The sequence below is a fragment of the Pseudomonas sp. DF11 genome, from assembly GCF_058148565.1.
The window spans coordinates 1085260-1103900 of record NZ_JBYVYN010000001.1 but is presented as its reverse complement, the minus strand read 5'-3'; the positions used below and the strand labels follow the sequence as shown (position 1 = coordinate 1103900).

The window sequence follows — 18641 nt, the reverse complement described above, 5'->3', positions numbered from 1 at the left end:
ATGTCGAGCATTGATCTCGTGGAGGCATCCAAACCCACGGATGCCGTAGCGCCTGTGCAACTGCGCAATGTGGTGCGTCAATTTGGCCAGCAACGGGTCATCGATGGCCTGGACCTGGACATCGCCCCGGGGGAGTTCGTCGCGCTGCTCGGCGCCAGCGGTTCGGGCAAGACCACCTTGCTGCGCAGCCTGGCAGGACTCGACAGCATCGACAGCGGTCAACTGCGCGTGCCCAGGGCGCGGGCGGCAGTGTTCCAGGAACCCCGGCTGATGCCCTGGAAACGGGCCTGGAAGAACGTGATTCTTGGTCTGCGCGTTCCCGATGCCAAGACTCGTGCGGTAGAAGCCCTGACCGAGGTGGGCCTGGCCCATCGGCTGGAGGCCTACCCGGCGACGCTGTCTGGTGGCGAAGCCCAGCGGGTGGCGCTGGCTCGCGGGCTGGTGCGCGAGCCAAAGTTGTTGCTGCTTGACGAGCCGTTCGCCGCGCTCGATGCGCTGACCCGGATCCGCATGCATCGGCTGATCATCGACTTATGGCGCAAACACACACCTGCTGTGTTGCTGGTGACCCACGATGTGGACGAAGCGATCCTGCTGGCCGATCGGGTCATCGTGCTGGCCAACGGCAAGATCGCTGAACAATTGACGATCGATCTGCCCAGGGCACGGGACACCGGCCAGGAAGGCTTCCAGAATATCCGTGCGCGCTTGCTGAAACTGTTGGGTGTTGAAACGCTGGAACCCGCGGCCCAGGCAAATGGCGCTGCACGTCAGGCTACGGCCAGCAGCGTCCGGCGTTTTGCCCATGGATGATCTGTCGATGAAGGCGTTCGCCATGCCCAGGCGCACCTGGAAGACCACGGCCGTGCTATTGGTCGGTGCCGCATTCGTGCTTGCAGGGTGCAAAGATAACAGCGACAGCCAATCACCTACGGCCAAGGCTCCCGACTTGTCCAGCGTGACGCTGGTGCTGGGCGATCAGGCCAAGGGTTTGCGCACGGTGGTGGAAGCGTCGAACGCATTGGAAGGGATCGAGTACAAGGTGCAGTGGGCGAACTTCCAGGGCGCCGCGCCGTTGTTCGAAGCCCTGCGGGCCGGCGCTGTCGACCTGGCGCCGGCGGGTGACACGCCGGTGCTTGCGGCGGCAACGGGAGGCACGCCGTTACGGATTGTCGCGGTGCGGCGCGGCCAGTCACGAGGCATCGCGATTCTGGTCCCGCCGGATTCAACGATCCGCAGTGTCGCCGATCTGAAAGGCCGCAACGTCGTGGTTTCGTCGGCCCGAGGCAGCATTTCCCAGTACCTGCTGATCCGCGCACTGGCCAACGCCGGGGTCGATGAGAAAGACGTCAATGTGGGGTTTGTCCTGCCGACCGATGCGTTGCCAGCGTTCAACGCCGGAAAAATCGAAGCCTGGGCGACGTTTGGTGTGTACCAGGCTTTCGCCGAGCAGAAGGGCGCCCGGGTATTGCTCAGCGGCGAGGGCATCAACTCGGGGCTGACGTTTATCACGGCCTCAGATGAAGTCCTGAATGACCCGCTCAAGCGCAAGGCGTTGAGTGATGTCCTCGGACGTTTTGCCAAGGCTTTCGAATGGGCGCAGGACAATCGCGACGAGTACGCCCGGGTCTTTGCCAAGGTTAACGACATTCCCCTTGAAGTCTCGCAGACCTTGCGCAGTTGGGGCGACGAGTCGCTGGTTCCGGTCGAGGCGCAAGACGTCCAGGCCCTGCAACAGGTCGACGATTTGTTCGTGGCAAAGAAGATTTTCCCCCATCGAGTCGACGTTAGGGCGCTGACGGATCAGCAGGTGTTTTCCCCGACGCCTTTGACGCTGACGCAATCGGAATCGGCGCGTTAGCCCAGGAACTGGTGCGTGTTCAATTTGGACATTTATAGGAGTCAAGCAATGGGCAATGTTCAGAGCGCCACCCGTGCCCTGGAGGTATTCCGACGCCCGCTGCCGAGTGGCGAGCTGTTGGATCTTGGCCGGGTGTTCCGCGAACCTTTGGCGCTGTCGCGGTTGCACACCACGCCCAAACGCGTATCGAGTCGTCGCGAAGGGCTCTTGCTGGGGGTATTCGTCCTGGTGCTGCATGGAGCGGTGATTGTCTGGGTCAACCAGGCGCCTGCGCCGGTATTGCCCGTGGTACCGCCGGAGATTCCGCCGATGACCATCGAATTTTCCCAGCCCGCGCCGCCGGTGGTGGAGCCTCCACCACCCGCACCGATTCCGCAACCTGTGGTCGAGCCACCGCCGCCGGTTGAGGATGAATTGGCCATCAAGCCACCGCCGCCTAAACCGATTCCCAAACCCAAACCGGTGGTCAAGCCGGTGCCAAAACCCGTAGCCAAGCCGGTGGAGCAGCCACCGGTAGCTCCGGCACCGCCGCAACCGGTCGTGGCCCCGGCGCCGCCCGCACCGCCCGCGCCGAAACCGGTGACGCCACCTTCGGCCAGCGCCGGTTACCTGAAAAATCCGGCGCCGGAATATCCGTCGCTGGCAATGCGTCGCGGCTGGGAAGGCACGGTGCTGTTGCGGGTGCATGTCCTGGCCAGCGGCAAACCCGGTGAGGTCCAGCTCCAGAAAAGCAGCGGCCGCGATCAACTCGACGACGCTGCGCTGGCGGCGGTCAAGCGCTGGAGTTTTGTTCCGGCCAAGCAGGGGGACGTCGCCGTGGACGGGTGGGTCAGCGTGCCCATCGACTTCAAGATCAAGTAACTCAACGCAACCGACAGACCGCGGGCCACCTGACAAAAGGCGCATCGCTACAACCGATACCGCTACAACTGACTTAGCGCCTTGTTGGAGAGCCTGACCATGAACCTGATTGCATCGCCTTTTGAATCCATCGAACACGCCGTCATCTGGCTGTTGATCCTTTTTTCCGTCACGACCTGGGGCCTTGCCTTGCTCAAGGGCGTGCAATTCACTCGTCTCAAGACCCAGGACCGCAAATTCCATAAGCGCTTCTGGGCCGCCTCCAGTCTCGATTCCGCCGCCGAGTTGGCCCAAAGCCAACCGGGTGCGGCAGCCCGAGTGGCACTGGCCGGCTATGCTGCGATCCAGGTGCCGGAAGGCCTGCAAGCCACCGACCTGAGCCAGTCGATCAATCACCAGGACCGGCTCGAGCGCGCCTTGCGCCAGCAGATCGTGCGGGAACGCCGGTCATTGGAAAGTGGCTTGGCAATCCTGGCGAGCATTGGCAGCACGTCGCCCTTTATCGGTTTGTTCGGCACCGTCTGGGGCATCATGTCGGCTCTCAAAGGTATCAGTGCCGCGGGCTCGGCCAGCCTTGAAACCGTTGCCGGCCCGATCGGTGCCGCGCTGGTCGCCACGGGTGTGGGGATCGCCGTCGCGGTGCCGGCGGTGCTGGTCTACAACTACTTCCTGCGTCGCCTGAAGCTGACCGCCGCCGACCTCGACGACTTTGCCCATGACTTCTACAGCCTGGCCCAGAAGAATGCGTTTCGCGTGTTGCTGCACCCGGTATTGAACAAGCCTGGTGCGAACGTCGCCGGACAGAAAGTGAAGGAGGCGTCCTGACATGGCCTTCTCCACACAAGACAGCGACGAAGTGCTCAGTGAGATCAACGTCACGCCACTGGTGGATGTCATGTTGGTGCTGCTCGTGGTGTTCATCGTCACCGCGCCGCTGCTGACCAACGCCATTCCCATCAACCTGCCAAAGACCGAGTCAGTGGCGCCAGTGGAACAGAAAGACCCGCTGGTGGTGAGCATCGACGACAAGGGCAAGGTGTTCATCAACAAGGATGAGATCCAGGCGGATCTGCTGGAGTCGAACCTGCAAGCCGCCAAGGCGAAGAACCCTGATGTACGGGTGCAACTGCAGGCGGACAACGGCGTGAATTATGGCGAGGTGGCCCGGGCCATGGCGTCCATCGAGCGGGCGGGGATCAGCAAGCTGTCGGTGATTACCGCGAAGTAGAGGTGTGGTGCGAGCATTTCCGGGGCTGTGTTTTGTAGCGATCACTACACCAGCATCAAGGCAGCCATCAGGATGCCGATTCCTGTCCAGGCAGGCGAGGGGCATGCGGTCCTCTCACCTGGTATTGGCTAGGTGATGTGGAGGGAGTCCAACGTTCTTTGACATCATCTCGACGTGGAGAACGGAAAAATATGCGCCCCAATCACCTCCATCTGGCCTGGTGACCGGGGCAAGTCGCGACTGTGAGCTCCGTAGGTGCTCGGAGCTGCTCGGCGGCTCGAATCATCCAGGCGTCGGCGTAAGCGTCAAAAGCAACCCCTTGATCGCCTGTATCGCCGGCCGAAAGTAGCGAACGTCAGACAGGACGGTACCGCTGCCCAGCGCGTGTTCATACTTGAGGCCAAAGAAATTCGAGCGGTAAAGGTCTTCCAATTCAGCCACATGGTAGCTGAGTACAAGTTGGGGTATCAGCTTGTAGTCAACCGCCAGATAGGTGAAATGATCGGATTTTACCGGCTTATACCCAAACGCCGTGAGGCTTTCGAAGTCGGTTGAGTTGCGTTGTTTTACCGCGTTGATACGGATTGCACTGAAGGTCAGGGAATCCAGCTCTTTGGATACCAGCATCCCACCCCGGAACACTTGCGGCAGCAGCCGGCTGTTATTGCTCGACAGCAGTGGGAGTACCGGGTTGAGCCCGCCGATGCGCAGCTCACTGCGGCTACACCGACAAAGTCTGCAAAGGCGTTTGGCGCCGCAGAGGAAAACAGCAGGATCGTCACCGACGTCGTACGTTTTATTGCCATCTCGAATGCACCTTTTGTTGTTGTTTTTGGTGTTTGCGGCGTGCACGCCCCCTCAGAGGGAGGCGCTTGCGCGCTCCGCATGCCGACAGTCTTGAGGTCTAGTAAAAAGGGTGAGGCGTCAGCCCGTTGAGGCCAGCCGTACGATTGCCTCTTGGCTTCCGACTTGTTGGCGCAGGATGAACTTCTGGATTTTCCCCGTGGCGGTTTTCGGCAGCTCCATGAATATCACGCGGCTCGGGCACTTGTAGCGGGCTAGGCGCGCCTGGCAATACGCGATCAGTTCAGCTTCGGTGGGTGGCTGAACCTGGCTTCTGAGCTCGATGAAGGCGCAGGGCACTTCACCCCATTTGTTGTCTGGCTGTGCCACCACGGCGGCATGCAACACCGATGCGTGGCCATGAAGAATGTCTTCGATCTCTACGGATGAAATGTTTTCACCGCCAGAGATGATGACGTCTTTGGTGCGGTCGGTGATTTGCACGTAACCGTTGGGATGAACCACCGCGACATCACCGGTATGGAACCAGCCGCCTTCAAATGCTTTTTGCGTCGCGGACTGGTTTTTCAGATACCCCATCATGACGGTATTGCCGCGCAACAACAGTTCACCTGTAGTCTGGCCATCATGCGGGACGGGTTCGAGTGTTTGTGCATCGGCAACCAGCAAACCTTCGAAAGCTGCCGCCCGCGCGCCCTGTCTTACGCGCATCCTGGCTTTTTCGGAGGGGCTGAATTCATCCCAAGTGTCCTGCCAGACGCAACTGACCGGAGTACCCGCGACTTCGGTAATGCCGTACACGTGGTCTACCTGAAAGCCCATTGAAACCACCGCGTCCAAGACTGTGGCCGGGGGAGGGGAACCGGCCGTCAATACACGCACCGGGTGCGGGAGCTTGAGGGGGGTTGGGGTATTGGCAAGCATGGCCATCACCGTCGGTGCTGCACAGAAGTGATTGGCTTTATGTTCGCCAATGGCGCCGAAGACAGCGTCCGCTGTCACTTTGCGTAGGCAAATATGGGTGCCTGCCGCAGCAGTGATCGCCCATGTGAAGCACCAACCGTTGGCATGGAACATGGGCAGCGTCCATAAATACCGTGGCGCCTGGGCAAGCGGCCAATTGGTCATCTGCAGCAAACTCATCAGGTAGGTGCCCCTATGGCTGACCACGACGCCTTTGGGATCGCCGGTGGTGCCGGAGGTGTAGTTGAGGGCTATCGGCTGCCATTCCGTGCCGGGCCATACTCCCTGGAAATTCGGGTCTCCTTCGGCAAGCAGGGCTTCATAGTCGATAACATCAATTTCGCCAACTGCCGGGGCCAGGTGATCTCGGATTATCACGATCGCCGGGGGATGTTCGAGCTTCTGCAGCGCGGCACAGGCTACGGCCATGAACTCGCAATCCACCAGCAGTAAGCTGCACTCACTGTGCCGCAGGATAAATGCAATGCCTTCGGCATCCAGGCGATGGTTGATGGTATTGAGGATGGCGCCGGATAAAGGAATGCCGAAGTGGGCTTCGATCATTGCCGGGGTGTTCGGGGAGATAATCGAAACCGTCTCCCCTGGTTGCACGCCCCGGCCCACCAGCGCTGAGGCGAGGCTATAACAGCGCTCACGTGTTTGTGCCCAAGTACGCTGCAGTTCTCCGTGAATAATCGCGACACGCTCAGGATGAACCAACGCGGCGCGGTCCAGAAATCCCAAGGGCGTTAACGGAACATGGTTGGCTGGGGTTTGATCAAGTCCACTTGCGTACGCTGCACTGATCATGGGCAGGTCTCCTTATTATTATGATGAAAAATGGCGAAAGCGCTGACCGGTTCCCGAGCTGTCACTAGAGTGTTTTCAATGGCCTTGGGGTCGGCATAGCCAAGGCTCATGCCACACACCAGCATCTGGTCGGCGGGAATGCTCAACATCTCTGAAATGACGTTGTGGTATTTGAGAAATGCGGCCTGCGGGCAGGTGTGCAAACCCCGCCCGCGTGCCGCGAGCATGATGCTTTGCAAAAACATGCCGTAGTCCAGCAGGCTGCCCTGTTCCAAGACGTTGTCCACGGTGAACAGCAGGCCCACCGGTGCATCGAAGAAACGATAATTGCGCCCATGCTGCGCGTGCATTTGCTGCTTTTCACCTTTGGCGATGCCGAGCAATCCATAGAGGTCCCAACCCACCTTGCGCCGGCGATCGATGTAAGGCGTGACCCATTCGTTCGGGTAGTAGGTGTAGGGATCCTGCATGTCGCTGCTGAGCCGTGGGTCGTTGTCGATGGCGCTGATGGCCATCGACAGACGCTCTTTCGCTTCACCGGTTACAACGTGCACTTGCCAGGGCTGCATGTTCACGCCCGAGGCACTGAAGCGTGCGACATCCAGAATCGCTTCGACTTCCTCATGGGGCACGGCTGTCGGCAAAAAGGCCCTGACGCTGCGCCGTGACATGATTGCCCAGTCGACAGTGCGCTGGGTTTCTTGCGCAGACAGCGGCGGTGGTGACAAGCGATTCAAGATACGCATCCTTTTAGCGGGCTCCGTTCAGGGTGAGTCGTCAGCGGGACAGGGCCGGTAATTTGCTGACCTGATGGGAATCTGCCCGAGACTGATTGACAAATGTGACCGCCAGCGCCCCGATCAGGCCCGCCAATGCGATCACCATGAAGTTTTGTTCGAGAGGCAAAGCCAATGAAACGAGCCAGCCGATCAGCACCGGTGCGATGATTGCGCCGATCCGACCAACGCCTGACGCGAACCCCACACCGGTGGAGCGAATGGGCGTGGGATAGAAATCCCCGGCATAGGCATAGGCGATCAACTGAGTACCCAGGGTCGACGCGCCGACGATGAACACCACGACAAACAGTAGCTCGGTCGAGCGGGTGTAGGCCATCGCTGTGAGCGCCAATGCACCGACGATGTAGAACGCAATCAGCACATGTTTGATATTGAGCTTATCGCTCAACCATCCCCCACCGATCGCACCCACAATCGCGCCCACGTTGAACACGATGACAAAGTTCAGGGCCGATCCGAGGCTATGACCCGACATCGCCATCAATTTGGTCAGCCAGGAATTGAGCGCATAGACCATGAAAAGCCCTGTCACAAAAGCCGCCCAAATCATCACCGTGCTGAACCCCCGACCTTCGCTGAAGAGACCTTTGATCGGGCTGTCGAGTGCGGCTTTGGTTTCGGTTGGGTTGCCCGCAAATACCGTGTCATCGGCCAGTTCGAGATTGGGGCTGATCCTCTGAACGATGGTGCGCAATTCATCCTGACGGCCTTGTTTGAGCAGATACGCCATGGACTCCGGCATGGTTTTCAATATCAGGGGGATCAGCAGCACAGGCAGCCCTGCGACAAAGAACACCGACTGCCAGCCATGGCTCTCGATCAGTTGCTTTCCCGTCAGTGCAACGAGAATGCCGCCCACGGAGTAGCCCGCAAATACCAGGGTGACCAACCGCGTGCGCAGCTTGGCCGGTGAGAACTCACCCATTTGTGCAGTGACTATTGGCAAGACGCCGCCGATTCCAAGGCCGGCGATAAAACGCGAAAGGCTGAAGCTGATGGGATCACTGGTAAGCCCGGCAGCGGCAGTAAACAGGCTGAACAGCGCAACACAGATCGCGATCATTTTCGGGCGGCCGATGCGGTCGGCCAGTGTGCCGAGGAAAATGGCGCCGAGCATTGTTCCCAGCAGGGCCGACCCAGCCATCACGCCAGCACTTGTTGCATCGATGCCCATGTCTTGCATGATGGCGGGCAGGGCCGCGCCGACCACGGCAAGGTCATAACCGTCGATGATCAGGATAAGCACGCACCAGAACAGAATCAGCCGGTGAAACCGGTTGAATGTTGATTCGCCTGCGAGCGTATAGACGTTCACTGATTGCATGGCGTGTCTCCTTCAGTCTTATTGTTGTTGGTGAAGTGCACTTCGCGACATTCTAGGAAGGCGATCAGGCGCCGCCCATGTCGGGTGGAACCAATTTGTGTGAGCTGTTTGGGCATGCGTGCAACGCAGTGCACTGAACGGAGTTGGGGCGGGGGGCGTAGCGGGGGGGGGGGGGAGGCTTATTCTTCCAGGTGCCCGCGTCGATAGGCACCGGGGCTGACGCCGGTCCATTTTTTGAAGGCCCGATGAAACGCACTGGTCTCCTGGAAACCGGTGGCGGCGGCCACTTGCGTCACGGTCATCTCGCCGCGCGACAGCAGGTCAATCGCCATGTCGCGGCGAAGGTCGTCCCTGAGGCTTTGATAATGCGTGCCCTCTGCTTGCAAGCGGCGTTGCAACGTCGAGTTGGACATGTGCAGTGCCACAGCCAGGTCATCACGTTCGGGCCATTGTTCCGGGCTTGATCCTCGCAAGTAACGTCTTATCTGCGCGCTAAGGCTGTCGTCATTGCGGTATTTCACCAGCAGGCTGCCGGGGGATTCCTTGAGAAAGGCACCCACCGTGGCCGGCGACTGCGCGATTTTCATGTCGAGGAATTTTTTGTCGAAACTGATCTCGGTCGTGGGCGCGTCGTACTCGATGTCCTCACAGAAGCGCATGCGGTAGTCGCTCTGATCCTCAGGCCTGGACGCTCGAAAACTGAGCTTGTGCAAGGGGATACGCTGATTGACCAGCCAGCATGACAGCCCGTGTACGAGGATAAACCAGGTGCCATAGGCAAACAGGCGACGCAAGACACCTCGGTCCTGGACCACGATAAAGGCCTGATCGTCCTTGATCTGCAACTCGCCATGAATGTCATCCAGTACAAGCCGCAGGAATGACAGCATTCGCTGCAACGCCTGGCCCAAGGTGCTGCAATCCAGGAGCGCATGACACATCAGTTTGAAGCTGCCGCGACGCATGGGATGGCTGTCGATGCCAAAAAATTCGTCGTCCAGCAGGTCGGCTATCTCCACCCAAAGTCGGGCAAAGGAGGTCGCTGAGACCCTGGCTTTTGGGGCATCGAGCAGTTGAGGGTCGATGTCGGCATGGGCTAACGCACTCGTCAGGTCCAGGCTCCGCTGTCTGGCGCTATACAATGCCTCATGCACCAAGGAAATTGACGTGGTGCCTTTGTCCTGGAGGGGCGTCATGGTTGTTCCGCGCAGGTGTGGTTGGCCCTAATGTAGGGCTAACGCACATCCACCGCCAGCGCGACGAGCTGCTTCTCGGACGACGCTTTATTTTTAAGTCGGAGGGCTGAGCGAAGGAAGTTTTCTTGCGCCTGCTGCAGAGTTTAACCAGAGCAGAATGGCAGCGAGAGCGGCGGCTACTATCAGCGTGAGCCACATGATGACCAACACGTTGAATGTGACGCTATTGTTTAACTCACGAAAAAGGCCGAAGGCAAAAGCGGTGTACCAAGACACACCCGAAACTGCACCGGATGCGAGAAATAAGGCGGCTCTCCTGCGGGAGACTCCAAAGAGCAGCGGACGACTCAAGTCGCGTAGGGCTGCTGGCAACACAAACGCGTGGATGATTATTCCATTGATGGTCAGGACGATCACCACGATTACCTTGGCCCAGAGTTTAGGATTTTCCAACTTTTCCGGCGACTCCATCGCGTAAAGGGCCAGGAAACCAAGGCCTGAAAGCCACAGGAGGCATAGTCCGGCAGTGACCGCGTCGCTGATGAAGTGAAAGGTGCGGCCGATTTCAACGGGGAGGCTGCCTCTGCGCATCCACCGCAAAATCCAGAGGTCCAGCATCGTCGCCCCGCCGAGACCGAAGCACATACCGAGCAGGTGTATACCTACCAGGAGTGTCAGAACGTTCAACTGTGGGAGTGGATCAGGCAATGGAACGCTAAGCGCAGGTGTGTCCGCGAGTAAATGACCACTGCTGGAGAGCGCAAGCAGGCCGCCGAAAAACATAAGAGACGTTCGCATCTTCATCTATTACGACCTTAGGCTAGTGTTCTTATTCAGCAGGTAGCACGGGCGTGGCCCCTCCTCAGGAAGGAACCGGTGCTTGCGCATCGATCAAGCTCTGGCTCTTGAGCTCCTCCCAGAAGGCTGCCGGAATACCGACCTTCATCGCTTGTACATTGGAAACTACCTGCCCCGGCGAACGCGCCCCCGGGATGATCGCGGACACTTGCGGATGTGCCGCCGCGAACTGCAGGGCGGCAGTATGAATATCGATGCCATGTCGGCTGGCAACCGCCATGATTCGCCCGCGCTTTTCTACCGCTCCGGCAGGTAGATCCAGGCTGAAGTTATATCGACTGCGGCCTCCCAGAAATCCATCATTCAGGGGTGTTCCAACCACGACACTGGTGCCCTTGCTGCTCAATGCCGGAAAGGTATTGCGCAACGCATCGCTGTGGTCGAGGAGGGAATACTGGCAGGCAAGCAACACGATGTCGGGCGTCGGGTCATTACTGGTCAGGGCCTGAACCACGGCGTTCGGTGTATTGACGCCGAAGCCCCATGCCTTGATGAGCCCTTCATTACGCATCTTTTCAAGCTCAACCATCGCCCCTGTGCGGGCAATTCGATACGCCGCTTCCCATCCACCTTCCAGCTCGGTGTTATCTGGCGAGAGGTCATGGATAAAAACGATATCGATACGGGGCAACCCCAGGCGCTGCAGACTGTCTTCCACGGAGCGACGGGTGCCTGCTGCGGTGTAGTCATATCGATAGTTGAAGGGCGCCGGCGACTTCCAGATGGCATGGTCCGCACGTAGGCCGCCAGCGGCCGTCAATACGCGGCCGACCTTGGTAGAGACCACATAATCGTCTGGATTTTTGTCGTGCAGGAAGCGGCCCAGACGATATTCACTCAAGCCAAACCCGTAGAACGGCGACGTGTCGTAAAGCCTTACACCGGCACCCCAAGCAGCTTGCAGAACCAAAGCCGCCTGCTCGTCGCTGATTGGCGCAAAGATATTGCCAATCTGCGTCCCGCCCATACCAAAGCGTTGAGGCGTCACGTATCTCATGGCAAGCGAGGGCAAATTGAGGGGCAGGTCTGTGCGCACGAGCCGCCCTTGCGTAGGCATCACGCTTCCGCGTTCTGTCAGCGAAGAGGGCGCTGGGGCAGTAGCCAGCGAACTTGCGACACTCGATGCTGGCAGCAAAGCGGCTGCAACAGCACCCGCCGCCGAATAGGTAAGAAAATCTCGTCTGTCCATCCAAAACTTTCCTTTCGCGACTGAGGTTTTACGGGCTCATCGAAGCCGATATTCGTACTGGAAGTTAGAGCAACGAGGGTTGGTCGGGTGACCCTAATACGCCATATCTTTTGCACAATCCTGCCGATGCACTTGTGCTGGTCACGAACTCTCAGCAAACTCGAGCATTCCGTATATAGGGGCGCATGTGATGACGAGCGGTTCCTTCTCGCAGTTCCGTTTCAGCCATGTGCATTCCCCGAGCGTGCACGAACCCGCTCAGCCCAACGAACGCCTCCAGGCACTCAGGCGGCTTATCGAAAAAGTCACTCTGCAGATTGGGTTGAACGAGGTTTGCACAACGTCGATTCCAGGCTTGGCCTTTTATCGAGTGGCCGAACTAGGTACGCCCAAGTACTGCATTTATGAGCCTTGCGTGGCCATCATTCTGCAGGGCGCGAAGGAGATCGCGTTCGGCGAGCAAGCCTGTGAGTTCGAGCAAGGGGCGTTTTTTGTCACTTCGGTCGATATACCCACACTGGCTCGCGTTACCGCGGCTACCGAGCAAACCCCTTATTTATCAATTGTGTTGAAGCTCGATTTTGCCATGCTCAACGAGGTGATCCTGACCCTGGAAACGCCAAAGCAGGAAATGGCTACTGAGGCGCGGGGCTTCGTATCCGGTGTGGCGACGAGTGAGATGCTCGATGCGTTCGCTCGACTCTCCACGCTGATCGACCGGCCGCTTGAAGCAGGCTTGATGTCCGGCCTTATCAAGCGGGAAATATACGGTAGGTTGCTGCTCAGTGAAGCGGGGAATTTGTTGCGCAGCGTCACTCGCGAGGGTTACCGAGACAAGGGCATCGTGAGAGCCATTGAATGGCTGAAATATCACTACGACAAGCCGCTGCACGTAGCCGACCTCGCCGAACGATCAGGAATGGCCAGCTCTACTCTGCATCACCGGTTTCGCAAGCTGACAGGCACCAGCCCCATCCAGTATCAAAAATCGTTACGGCTGCAAGCCGCGCGCAGCCTGATGTTGACCGATAGGGTCGATGTGAACACCGCCGCGTTGCGGGTCGGCTATGAAAGCGTCGCTCAATTCAGTCGCGAATATGCCCGGCGTTTCGGAGCCCCACCCTCGAGAGACATCAAGCACGCACGGGAGAATGGTGGACGGCTCGACTAATTAAGCGACCCAATCTCCTCAATCCAGACAGAGATTGGCGCAAGTCGCAATTGTTAGCTGTCTAGGTGTCGGATTCAGCTCGGCGGCTCGAATCATCCAGGCGTCGGCGTAAGCGTCAAAAGCGTACCTCCTTGCCGAGCTGAAGCGTAGGCCGCGTCCATGACCTGCATGATGGCCTCGGCGTCGCGTAACGATGCAATGGGCTTGGCCCCGTTACGGCACTCAGCAAGCACTTGCTTGACGAACAGAGGGTAATAGACGTCAGTGTCCAATTGCAGTCGGCGGCTTCGGGTACCGGCGGCAAGGTTCTGCCGATCCCTTATTTCGATTCGGTCAGGACCGGATTTGGCATACATGTGGTCGGACGAAAGAGTGAAAGAGAACTCGCGCTGCTCATCAAAGGTACTGGGGAAACTGTATCCCGTTTCCACAACCCCGATCACGCCATCTTCGGTCTGCAGGGTCAATAACGAATAGTCTTCGACGTTACCCCGATGCGTGAGTGAATTCATGACGGCTGAGACTCGCGAGACTTCCTTGCCGGTCAGCAGTCTGAAGAGATCTATGAAATGCGTCGCCACGTTGATCGTCGATCCGCCTCCTGAAAAAGCAGGATCGATGACCCAGCCTGAGCCTGCCGTTTCATAACGAGAGGGCGGACCTACGATGAAACGGAAAGACATGTAGTTGAAGTCCGTGGCCAGGTGTCCCTCGGCATCTTGCAGGGCACTGAGCAGTTCACTCATGCGGAAGATCAGCGGTACAGCACAGTAGAGATTGGCTTGCTCGGCCAGCTCACGTAGCCGTGTGACTTGTGCCATGTTGATGCCGCAGGGCTTTTCCAGGGCAAAGGGGATGTTTCGTGCGATCACGGCCTCTGCCAGCGACGGCATTTGCGAATGCCTGCCGAACACGAAAGCAAAATCGACCTCCTCGCGCTCAAGCAATTCGTAGGATGAGCTATACAAAGCGCATTTGAATCGCTCGGCAATCGCCTCACCCTTCACGTGCTCCGAATCCGACACGGCCACCACTTGGACCCCATGGGTCTCAAGCGCATTCAGATACAGCGGGACGTGCCAATGGCTGACTTCCAGTAACGCAACTTTCATATGTACTTACTCCTGGCGCGGTGCTGTTACGTTATCGGGGTGGTAATCGAACCCAAGGAAGCGCAGTGCAAGCAACGCCTGACCTTTGTGCATGGGGCCACCGTCCTGGGTAGGACAACCTCGTTTACGCGCAGCAGTGCAAAGCGGTGTCGAGTCCGGCGAGTTGATGATATCGACGACGAGGGTGCCGGGCTCGAGCCGGTCGGGGTCCACAGGCATAGGATCATTCTTGCTCATGCCAAGCGGCGTGGCATTGATCACGATTTCATGGCCCTGTGGGTCGGGAGGGCCGGGATGCGTGATGCAACCTGTTTCGGCAGCAACGGCTTTCGCCAGCTCCTCGGCTCGCTGTTCGTCGACATCGGAAATAGTCAGCGATCGAGCGCCCGCCGACGCGACGGCAAATGCGATCGCTCTGCCTGCGCCTCCAGCGCCGACCAAAAGAACGTTTTTGTCCGCGGGATAGTAGCCTTCCCATTGCATGCCAAGGACACAACCGAGGCCATCGAATACGGCGCCGACCCAGCGTCCGTCGGTCTCGCAACGAATGACATTGATTGCACCGACTTGCCGCGCAGTCGGATGAAGTTCGTCGACAACCGCCAGCATCCTTTGTTTGTGAGGCATGGTGACCAGGATGCCGGCGAGATTGTTCAGCGCTCTGGCACCCGCCACGAACGAGGACAGGTCATCGGCCTTGACCTCCAAAGGAATACAAACCGCGTCTGCCTGCTGTTCTATAAAGAGTCTATTGAATAATTGTGGAGACTTGGCGGCCGCCAGCGGATGGCCGACCAATCCATAAAGCCGAGTTGTACCTGTGATATGTGAGGCCATGGTTGCCTGATATTCGATGTTGACGGGAAGAGGCGCCCTGATTGCCTTTGGGGGCATGAGCAGCGGGGATGGCTCTGCATAGGCAAATACCAACCGCATGATGCTGCTCTGCCCGTCGGGCCTGTGTGGGGCGCGAAAACCTGAGGGTCGCACCAGTGTAATTCGAAGGTGGTTACGAGCGCAGTTGGCTAGCCAGGTCGTTTGGGACGGCTGTCCGGGCTGTGCCCAGCATCGCTTCGGCCCGCAGACGATCGTATTCTTCTTTGGCGATAGGCACCGCGTTGCGCTTGCCGAGATCTTCAAGGCGAATCCGGTACGTTTCACGCGTAGTGAACGCCGCGATCGCAGCGACCACACAGATACCTAATGTAAGGGAACCGATTTTCAGAGGGATATTCTCGGAGCCGGGCGGCGCGACAGTGACGAAGATTGCCGGGAGAAACGCAGTCATCGCGGTCCCGATATTCTGTCCGATGGCCATGCCGGTCACACGCACCCGCGTGCGGAACAGTTCGGGAAAGAGGCTTGGGAAGACGCCGTTGAAACCCTGGTAGGCGACGCCCCACATGAGTACAGAGAGAATCAGCGAAAGCCACAGGTTGTGGATGCTGATCGCGTACAGGTACGCGTACGAAAGCAGTCCCGCGCAGAGCACGCCAACAATGACTGGGGGCCTGCGGCCGATCTTGTCTGAGAGGTTACCGACGAAGGGGATCAGGATCACCGCGCACATGTTACCCAGCAGAGGAATCCACAAATAGATGCCTGCAGGGAAGCCGATTCCATAGGCAGGTTGAACTGCGTAAGTAGCGCCGAATACCGAAGCGACAATGGCGATCACTGCGGCAAGTGCCATGCAGATCACACGCAAGAGGTCACCCCAGCTCTGCCGGATGACTTCGACGACTGGCAGGACCGTCTCTACGTCTTGCTTTTTCTGTTCGGAAAATGCCGGTGTCTCATCGACCTGGCGACGAATGATATAGCCCATGATGACGACAACGACGCTAAGCAGGAACGGAATCCGCCAGCCCCAGGAAGCGAACTGATCCGCAGGCATGAAGTGAGCCAGAGGCAGGAAAACGGCTGCCGCGAGGAGCTGTCCGGCCTGGACCCCTTGGAGAGTAAAACTCGCGAAGTAACCACGGCGACCGGACGGAGCGTGTTCGAGAATCATGGAACTGGCGCAGGAGATCTCCCCGGCCACCGCAAAACCCTGAATCAGACGCATCGTCACCAGCAGCAGCGGCGCCCAGATCCCGATCTGCTGGTACGTTGGCAGAAGTCCGATGCACATCGTCGAGAAGCCCATCAGGAACATGCAGTAGACCAGAACCGTTTTACGGCCATGACGATCGCCTAAATGCCCCAGGACGACGGCGCCTATCGGCCGGGCGATGTAACCCACACCAAAGCTGGCCAGGGAGGCGATGATGCCGACCGCTGGGTTATCAGATGGGAAAAAGAGCTGTGGGAACAGCAACGCCGCTGCGGTCGCATAGATAAAGAAGTCGTAATACTCCAATGCCGAGCCGATCCAACCGCTGGCGGCGGCTTTCTTTGACTGGCCTTTGGAATGAGCGTCGATCGGTATGCTCTGATTCATGACGTGTCTCCGGTTTTTCAATTGTTTTTATTGTAACGACGTTCCATTAGTAATTCTGTTACTGGAATCGCCGCATTGTCAAGGAAGTCTTTCCTTGGTGATCAAGGCGTGACGCTGGTATTCGTGAGGTGCTGAATGCATACGCCAGGCATCGTCGTCGAGCCGAGCGCGCACGCTAAAGCCCGCTCATGCAATTGAGCGAATAGGGTGTAAGCGGATGAACAGGCTCCCTAGCGCCAGCTGCCAACACTGTTGCTTCCTACCGAGGGCAATGACTCCAACGACAGGTTTTAACGTTGTGATGCGTGGCTCTCTGCAAAATTGGACGTGTCAGCGGTGCAGGATGACCCCAAGGCGCACGAGCCCCGTGCGCCTTGGGAGAACACCTGCGCCGCCTTGCACGTTTGCCAACCTACAAGCTATCTCGCGAGGGATAACCGTCGACAAGCCTCGAAATGTTCAACGGATTCGCGTTCTTGAGCGCATCGGGAAGCAATGCATCCGGGTAGTTTTGGAAGCAGACGGGTCTCAGAAAGCGATCGATAGCCAACGTGCCAACCGAGGTGCCACGACTATCGGAAGTCGCAGGGTAAGGGCCGCCGTGCACCATTGAATCGCAGACTTCGACACCCGTTGGGTAGCCGTTGATGAGGATGCGGCCAACCTTCATCTCCAACAGAGCAGTCAACTCTGCGAATTGCGTCAGGTCTTCTGGCTCGCCAATCAGGGTCGCGGTCAATTGTCCGTGAAGGGCATTGATGGCAGCGTTGAGTTGCGCCTGGTCAGTGACCTCAATGAAGATAGACGTGGGACCGAAGACTTCTTCTTGAAGAACCTTGTCGCCGTTAAGCAGTAACTCTACGTCGGCCTTGAACAACTGTGGCTGAGCCTGGTGACCCTGTTGATTGCTGCCGGCCAGGTGCACGATGCCGGGGTGCGCGTGCAGGTTCTGCAAGCCAGCCGCATAGCTACGCAGCGTGCCTGCGTTGAGCATTGTCTGTGCCGGTTGGTCGCTTATCAACGCTGCCACTCTATTCTGAAAAGTACTGAAAGCATCCGAGCGAATGCCAACCACCAGTCCGGGATTGGTGCAAAACTGCCCACAACCTTGAACCACCGAGGCGGCAAGATCATGAGCGATGCTGTCAGCTCGACGCGAGAGCGCCTGAGGCAGGATCACGACCGGGTTGATGCTCGACATCTCGGCGAAGACGGGAATGGGCTCGGGGCGAGCGGCGGCCATGTCGCACAATGCTCGGCCGCCCTTGAGCGAACCGGTGAAACCAACGCCCTTGATAAGCGGATGTTTTACCAAGGCTTCGCCTACGCCACTGCCGTAAATCATGTTGAAGACACCGGCGGGCATGCCGCTGCGCTCGGCTGCCCGGATAATCGCGTTGGCGACCTGTTCTGCAGTCGCCATGTGGCCGCTGTGGGCTTTGAATACCACCGGACAACCCGCTGCGAGCGCGGAAGCGGTATCGCCGCCGGCCGTGGAGAAGGCCAACGGAAAATTACTGGCGCCAAACACCGCAACCGGACCGATGGCGGTGCGGTGCTGGCGAAGGTCAGGGCGCGGCAACGGCTTGCGAAGTGGTAACGCCTGGTCGATGCGAGCGCCATAGAAGTCACCACGGCGCAGTACGTTTGCAAACAGGCGCATCTGACCGCTGGTACGCGCGCGTTCGCCCTGGATGCGAGCTACGGGCAATGCTGTTTCACGGCAAACCAGGGCAATAAACTCATCGTCCAAAGCCTCCAGCTCTTGGGCAATGGCATCGAGAAATTCAGCCCGTTTGCTCGCGCTCAGGCAGCGGTAGCTGGAAAAGGCGTTGTTGGCTGCATGAGCCGCGTCCTCGACTTCTTGCAAGGTCGCCTGGTGGAAGGCATAGGGCAAGGTCTCCCCCGTGCTGGCATCGACACTCTTGACGATGATACTGCCGGCGGCGCTGCGCTGACCGCCGATAAAATTCTGGCCGGTGATGAGGGGCATCGTTGTCTCCAGGTTGAATGGGCAAGAG

General features: G+C 58.6%; 17 protein-coding genes. 6 read left to right on the top strand and 11 right to left on the bottom strand.

All coding sequences use genetic code 11. The features are described 5' to 3' along the window. The 5 genes from AC30D9_RS04575 (at nt 1) to AC30D9_RS04555 (ending at nt 3950) form a co-directional block, all read left to right on the top strand. Nucleotides 1–813 (top strand): ABC transporter ATP-binding protein, encoded by an 813-nt coding sequence (locus tag AC30D9_RS04575; RefSeq protein ID WP_134924881.1) that lies wholly within the window; start codon nt 1–3, stop codon nt 811–813. Between the two features lie 22 nt (nt 814–835). After that, nucleotides 836–1861 carry an ABC transporter substrate-binding protein gene (locus AC30D9_RS04570; protein ID WP_490143736.1) on the top strand — a complete coding sequence of 342 codons (1026 nt, stop codon included), beginning with the start codon at nt 836–838 and terminating at the stop codon, nt 1859–1861. 48 nt (nt 1862–1909) lie between these two features. Further along, a complete protein-coding gene (locus AC30D9_RS04565) occupies nt 1910–2722 on the top strand; it encodes an energy transducer TonB (protein WP_490143539.1) in 813 nt (270 codons plus the stop codon). Nucleotides 2723–2821: 99 nt separating this feature from the next. After that, nucleotides 2822–3547: a MotA/TolQ/ExbB proton channel family protein gene (locus AC30D9_RS04560; RefSeq protein WP_490143538.1), complete on the top strand. Its 726-nt coding sequence runs from the start codon at nt 2822–2824 to the stop codon at nt 3545–3547. Nucleotide 3548: 1 nt separating this feature from the next. After that, complete coding sequence (locus AC30D9_RS04555) at nt 3549–3950, top strand: ExbD/TolR family protein (RefSeq protein ID WP_046061820.1); 402 nt, start codon at nt 3549–3551, stop codon at nt 3948–3950. A 282-nt stretch (nt 3951–4232) separates the two neighbouring features. Here the strand turns inward: AC30D9_RS04555 and AC30D9_RS04550 are convergent, their stop codons facing one another. The 7 genes from AC30D9_RS04550 to AC30D9_RS04520 form a co-directional block, all read right to left on the bottom strand. Beyond that, nucleotides 4233–4802 (bottom strand): OprD family outer membrane porin, encoded by a 570-nt coding sequence (locus tag AC30D9_RS04550; protein WP_490143537.1) that lies wholly within the window; start codon nt 4800–4802, stop codon nt 4233–4235. A gap of 72 nt (nt 4803–4874) precedes the next feature. Beyond that, complete coding sequence (locus tag AC30D9_RS04545; protein ID WP_490143536.1) at nt 4875–6527, bottom strand: AMP-binding protein; 1653 nt, start codon at nt 6525–6527, stop codon at nt 4875–4877. Continuing rightward, entirely contained in the window at nt 6524–7273 is a 750-nt protein-coding gene (locus AC30D9_RS04540) for a nitroreductase (protein ID WP_178082477.1), read from the bottom strand. The genes AC30D9_RS04545 and AC30D9_RS04540 overlap by 4 nt, the downstream gene beginning before the upstream one ends. Nucleotides 7274–7304: 31 nt before the next feature. Beyond that, the gene (locus AC30D9_RS04535; protein WP_109753338.1) at nt 7305–8651 is read right to left on the bottom strand and encodes an MFS transporter; all 1347 of its coding nucleotides are present in this window, start codon (nt 8649–8651) and stop codon (nt 7305–7307) included. A 179-nt stretch (nt 8652–8830) separates the two neighbouring features. Beyond that, on the bottom strand, nt 8831–9847 hold the full coding sequence (locus AC30D9_RS04530; RefSeq protein WP_109753337.1) for an AraC family transcriptional regulator: 1017 nt from the start codon (nt 9845–9847) through the stop codon (nt 8831–8833). Nucleotides 9848–9940: 93 nt separating this feature from the next. Further along, the gene (locus tag AC30D9_RS04525) at nt 9941–10651 is read right to left on the bottom strand and encodes a hypothetical protein (RefSeq protein WP_490143535.1); all 711 of its coding nucleotides are present in this window, start codon (nt 10649–10651) and stop codon (nt 9941–9943) included. Between the two features lie 58 nt (nt 10652–10709). After that, a complete protein-coding gene (locus AC30D9_RS04520; RefSeq protein WP_109753336.1) occupies nt 10710–11894 on the bottom strand; it encodes an aldo/keto reductase in 1185 nt (394 codons plus the stop codon). 190 nt (nt 11895–12084) lie between these two features. Between AC30D9_RS04520 and AC30D9_RS04515 the strand changes: the two genes are divergently transcribed. Continuing rightward, nucleotides 12085–13065 (top strand): AraC family transcriptional regulator, encoded by a 981-nt coding sequence (locus AC30D9_RS04515; protein WP_459161262.1) that lies wholly within the window; start codon nt 12085–12087, stop codon nt 13063–13065. 92 nt (nt 13066–13157) lie between these two features. Here the strand turns inward: AC30D9_RS04515 and AC30D9_RS04510 are convergent, their stop codons facing one another. The 4 genes from AC30D9_RS04510 to AC30D9_RS04495 all read right to left on the bottom strand — a co-directional run bounded on the left by AC30D9_RS04510 (nt 13158) and on the right by AC30D9_RS04495 (nt 18613). Beyond that, nucleotides 13158–14177, bottom strand: a complete 1020-nt coding sequence (locus AC30D9_RS04510; RefSeq protein ID WP_176689510.1) for a Gfo/Idh/MocA family protein — start codon at nt 14175–14177, stop codon at nt 13158–13160. Nucleotides 14178–14183: 6 nt separating this feature from the next. Then, nucleotides 14184–15113 (bottom strand): shikimate dehydrogenase family protein, encoded by a 930-nt coding sequence (locus AC30D9_RS04505; protein WP_490143534.1) that lies wholly within the window; start codon nt 15111–15113, stop codon nt 14184–14186. A 73-nt stretch (nt 15114–15186) separates the two neighbouring features. Continuing rightward, entirely contained in the window at nt 15187–16620 is a 1434-nt protein-coding gene (locus AC30D9_RS04500; RefSeq protein ID WP_490143533.1) for an MFS transporter, read from the bottom strand. A 412-nt stretch (nt 16621–17032) separates the two neighbouring features. Further along, entirely contained in the window at nt 17033–18613 is a 1581-nt protein-coding gene (locus AC30D9_RS04495; protein WP_490143532.1) for an aldehyde dehydrogenase (NADP(+)), read from the bottom strand. Nucleotides 18614–18641: the final 28 nt, after the last annotated feature.

Excerpts from the sequence above, each read along its gene's own strand:
- AC30D9_RS04575 (WP_134924881.1), top strand. The coding sequence starts at position 1 with ATGTCGAGCATTGATCTCGTGGAGGCATCCAAACCCACGGATGCCGTA.
- AC30D9_RS04570 (WP_490143736.1), top strand. The coding sequence starts at position 836 with ATGCCCAGGCGCACCTGGAAGACCACGGCCGTGCTATTGGTCGGTGCC.
- AC30D9_RS04565 (WP_490143539.1), top strand. The coding sequence starts at position 1,910 with ATGGGCAATGTTCAGAGCGCCACCCGTGCCCTGGAGGTATTCCGACGC.
- AC30D9_RS04560 (WP_490143538.1), top strand. The coding sequence starts at position 2,822 with ATGAACCTGATTGCATCGCCTTTTGAATCCATCGAACACGCCGTCATC.
- AC30D9_RS04555 (WP_046061820.1), top strand. The coding sequence starts at position 3,549 with ATGGCCTTCTCCACACAAGACAGCGACGAAGTGCTCAGTGAGATCAAC.
- AC30D9_RS04545 (WP_490143536.1), bottom strand. The coding sequence starts at position 6,527 with ATGATCAGTGCAGCGTACGCAAGTGGACTTGATCAAACCCCAGCCAAC.
- AC30D9_RS04540 (WP_178082477.1), bottom strand. The coding sequence starts at position 7,273 with ATGCGTATCTTGAATCGCTTGTCACCACCGCCGCTGTCTGCGCAAGAA.
- AC30D9_RS04535 (WP_109753338.1), bottom strand. The coding sequence starts at position 8,651 with ATGCAATCAGTGAACGTCTATACGCTCGCAGGCGAATCAACATTCAAC.
- AC30D9_RS04530 (WP_109753337.1), bottom strand. The coding sequence starts at position 9,847 with ATGACGCCCCTCCAGGACAAAGGCACCACGTCAATTTCCTTGGTGCAT.
- AC30D9_RS04525 (WP_490143535.1), bottom strand. The coding sequence starts at position 10,651 with ATGAAGATGCGAACGTCTCTTATGTTTTTCGGCGGCCTGCTTGCGCTC.
- AC30D9_RS04520 (WP_109753336.1), bottom strand. The coding sequence starts at position 11,894 with ATGGACAGACGAGATTTTCTTACCTATTCGGCGGCGGGTGCTGTTGCA.
- AC30D9_RS04515 (WP_459161262.1), top strand. The coding sequence starts at position 12,085 with ATGACGAGCGGTTCCTTCTCGCAGTTCCGTTTCAGCCATGTGCATTCC.
- AC30D9_RS04510 (WP_176689510.1), bottom strand. The coding sequence starts at position 14,177 with ATGAAAGTTGCGTTACTGGAAGTCAGCCATTGGCACGTCCCGCTGTAT.
- AC30D9_RS04505 (WP_490143534.1), bottom strand. The coding sequence starts at position 15,113 with ATGCGGTTGGTATTTGCCTATGCAGAGCCATCCCCGCTGCTCATGCCC.
- AC30D9_RS04500 (WP_490143533.1), bottom strand. The coding sequence starts at position 16,620 with ATGAATCAGAGCATACCGATCGACGCTCATTCCAAAGGCCAGTCAAAG.
- AC30D9_RS04495 (WP_490143532.1), bottom strand. The coding sequence starts at position 18,613 with ATGCCCCTCATCACCGGCCAGAATTTTATCGGCGGTCAGCGCAGCGCC.